This window comes from Desulfosarcina cetonica JCM 12296 (genome assembly GCF_001311845.1).
GTDB lineage: Bacteria > Desulfobacterota > Desulfobacteria > Desulfobacterales > Desulfosarcinaceae > Desulfosarcina > Desulfosarcina cetonica.
In genome coordinates, this window is record NZ_BBCC01000352.1 from 1 (window position 1) to 3,287 (window position 3,287).

2 protein-coding genes are annotated in these 3,287 nt (G+C 52.6%); both read right to left on the reverse strand.

What is annotated here, in order from left to right; genetic code table 11:
• Positions 1 to 246 precede the first annotated feature (246 nt).
• On the reverse strand, positions 247 to 1,074 hold the full coding sequence (locus JCM12296_RS33595) for a sensor histidine kinase (RefSeq protein WP_054702327.1): 828 nt from the start codon (positions 1,072 to 1,074) through the stop codon (positions 247 to 249).
• The coding region (locus tag JCM12296_RS33600) for an ATP-binding protein (RefSeq protein ID WP_157068154.1) at positions 1,071 to 3,287 on the reverse strand (2,217 nt) is incomplete at its 5' end. The genes JCM12296_RS33595 and JCM12296_RS33600, both read right to left, overlap by 4 nt.

Below are 3,287 nucleotides of genomic sequence, written 5' to 3' on the forward strand. Positions count from 1 at the left end.
AAGGGCGCCCAAATCGGTGGCGCCGATGCCCGCAAGGGAACCATTGAAGCTGCCCAGCGGTGTGCGGACGGCACTGACAATGACGGCTTCGTGCATAACGTCTCCTATCATAAATTAAAATTAGATTAATAATCTTTAATTCTATTCAAAATAATAAGTCAATAAAAAACGGAGCCGACAAAGCGGGTGCACCCCAAAATACCCGAGTGGATTTAAGGCTGACGGAAAGGGTTTGTCTGCGGCGGGTTAACGTGGTTTTCTAAACACAAATGGGAGCTTGACTTCAATGCGGGTACCGATACCGATAATGGAATAGACCTTCATCTCACCGCCCATCATCCGTGCCCGTTCTTCCATTGCGGTCAATCCCAGACCGAATTCATTTTCTCCCCTTGCGCCAGTGCCTTCCACGTCGAATCCCATCCCGTCATCGGCGATCTGAATGCCGACCCGTGAGGCTTTCTTTTTGATTGTTATTGAAACGTTCCGGGCATTGGCGTGTTTTTGGATATTGTTCAGCGATTCTTGAACGATGCGATAAATATAAATTTGATGTTGCAACTGAAAGAGGTCGCCGATTTGCTCTGTTTCAACGGTTGCTTTCAAGTTCGTGTGTTGGCAAAATTCTTCGACCAGCATGACGATCGATTCATCGAGGCCCAAGTCTTCGATGCAAGACGGGCATAGATCGTGGGACAAACGGCGGACCTTATCGATAATTTGATCGACATACGCGTTGGCCTGGTCACAATCCAGGTTCAGTCCTGCAAGATCTGTGGGGTGCCTTTTTTTAATATCCCTGAGCTTCAATTTCAGCACGGTGAGGGATTGTCCCAGATCGTCGTGGAGTTCAAAAGCAAGGCGTCGCCATTCCTTTTCCTGAACATTCAATAAATGGGAAGACAAAAGCTGCAATCTGCCCTGCGATTCCTTCAATGCTTTCTCGGATGCCTTAATCCGTTCTTTTGCAAGCTTTTCGTCTTCGAGGATACTCAATAGCGCCCGTCGCATGCGCTCGGCCTCCGCCATTTTTTTCTGTTCACGATCAAGCGAATCGGGTGGGTCTTTTTTCATTCGATTTTGGCCGGCTCCAAGGGGCCTGTCTGGTTTTCGAGACAGGCCAAAATGCGATGATATTGCATGTTATCCGCAAAGGATTGGAAGGCCGCGCCGGTGGACGCATCCATTGCGGCGATTTTCTCGATGAACGCTTGTGTTTGCTGCATGTCTAGCCTGACAACCGCTTTGCAAAACGACTGTTTCAAATCCTCCGGCAGGGCCGCCAGTTGATCCGGACTGACTTGCGCTTCAAATGTCGGCGTTTCCATCCTGACCGGTTCTTTTTCATAGATGTAGGTCAGCCCCAGATGCTTTTCCATTACCGCGAAGATTTCCTGGGCATGAAAAGGCTTTCGAACGACATCGGTGCAGCCCGATGCCAGAATCTGTTCCCGCTCTTTTTTCAGTGCATGGGCGGTAAGGGCCACAATGGGGACTTCCGTTTCATCGGCTTCGGGCTGCATCGCGCGAATACGCCGTGTCGCTTCGTATCCATCCATCACCGGCATGCGCATGTCCATCCATATGAAGTCGGGTCGCCATCGGCGGAACAATTCCGTGGCCTCCAAGCCGTTGGCAGCCCCTTGTACCTCGAACCCCACCTGTTGGAGCAGTTTAACCAGCAGAATGCGGCTCTCGTCCTTGTCTTCCGCCACGAGGATACGGGGCGGATCAAGGTTGGGTGCTATGCCGATAACGTTTTTTTGAAAACGATCCATATCCTTGACATCCGACGCATCGCCTTTGCCGATGACGATCTCGAAGCCGAAAATACTGCCTTCCCCCCTCTTGCTGGTTACCGTGATGTCGCCGCCCATCATGCGAACATAATCCCGGCTGATGGCCAGCCCCAGACCGGTGCCGCTTTCGGTCCATCGGCCGCTGGTTGTCTGTTCGAAGTATCGGAAGAGCTTCTCCTGCTCGGCCTCGGCAATTCCCACCCCGGTGTCCTGGATTTCAAAATGCAGGCAGTATTGGTTGCCGTCCGGGGATGAACGATCCTTCAGGATCGCCACGCGTAGCGTGATACCGCCGTTTTGCGTGAATTTGATGGCATTGTCCAACAGATTGACAAGCACCTGGCGCAGTTTGCTTCTGTCGGTGATGATATAGCGGGGGACCGTATCGACGCCGATCATTTCAAACGTCAATCGTTTTGCCTCCATGCTGGAGATAAACATGACTTCCAGATCGTCGATCAGCGCATGCAAATCGAAGGTATCCATGTTCAAGGTGACTTTTTTGGCTTCGATTTTGGATATGTCCAGCACGTCGTTGATCAATGCCAACAGATGTTCGCCGCTGCTGCTGATGGTACCCAGATAATCGCATTGGTCGCGGGTCAGCGATCTCTCCCGTTGCATTAATTGCGAGTATCCGATGATGGCGTTCAGCGGCGTGCGCAGCTCGTGGCTCATGTTGGCCAGGAATTCACTTTTGGCCCGATTGGCCGACTCGGCCTGTTCCTTGGCGATCGTCAGTTCGGCGGTGCGCTCCTGAACCTCTTCCTCGAGCTGTTCACGATGTTTTCGAAGCGCCTCCTCCGCCTGCTTACGGGGGGTAATATCCGTCAGAAAGCCTTCAAGGACGCTCAGCTTTCCCAGCGTGTCCCGAACGGCGCGAACATTGAGCGAGGCCCAAATGACATTCCCGTCCTTTCGGCGCATGCGGGATTCGAAATTCGATATCGTATTTTCCTTCTCCAGCCGGCGTAACAGCTCTTTGCGCCGGCCGGTATCGGCGTACAGCTGCTCGCCGATATCGGAAATGCCGCTGATCAATTCATCGGGGCTGTCATACCCGAGCATACTGGCCAAGGATGGACTGGCACTGATAATTTGCCCCCCCGGCGTCGTCTGAAAAATACCCTCCACGGCGTTTTCAAAAATACCGCGATATTTGTCCTCGGCCTTCCGGCGCCTGGCCATTTCCGCGTTCAGGCTGCGATTGCTCGCTTCCAGACCGTCGTAATAGGTCTTCAGGCTCTGGATCATGGAGTCGAATGCCGATGCGAGCACGCCGACTTCATCGCGGCTCTCAAACCCTATGCGCTGATTCAAGTCCCTGTGGGTGGTGATCTCCCAAGCCTTGTCCGCGAGCTTTATAATGGGATGAGTGATATAGCTGGTCAGTAGTAAGGAGAAACCAACAATGGCCATGATCGATGTGAGTGCCAGGATGCCCATCATCGATTTTTGGGCCTTTATGGCGCCATAGGCTTCGGACGC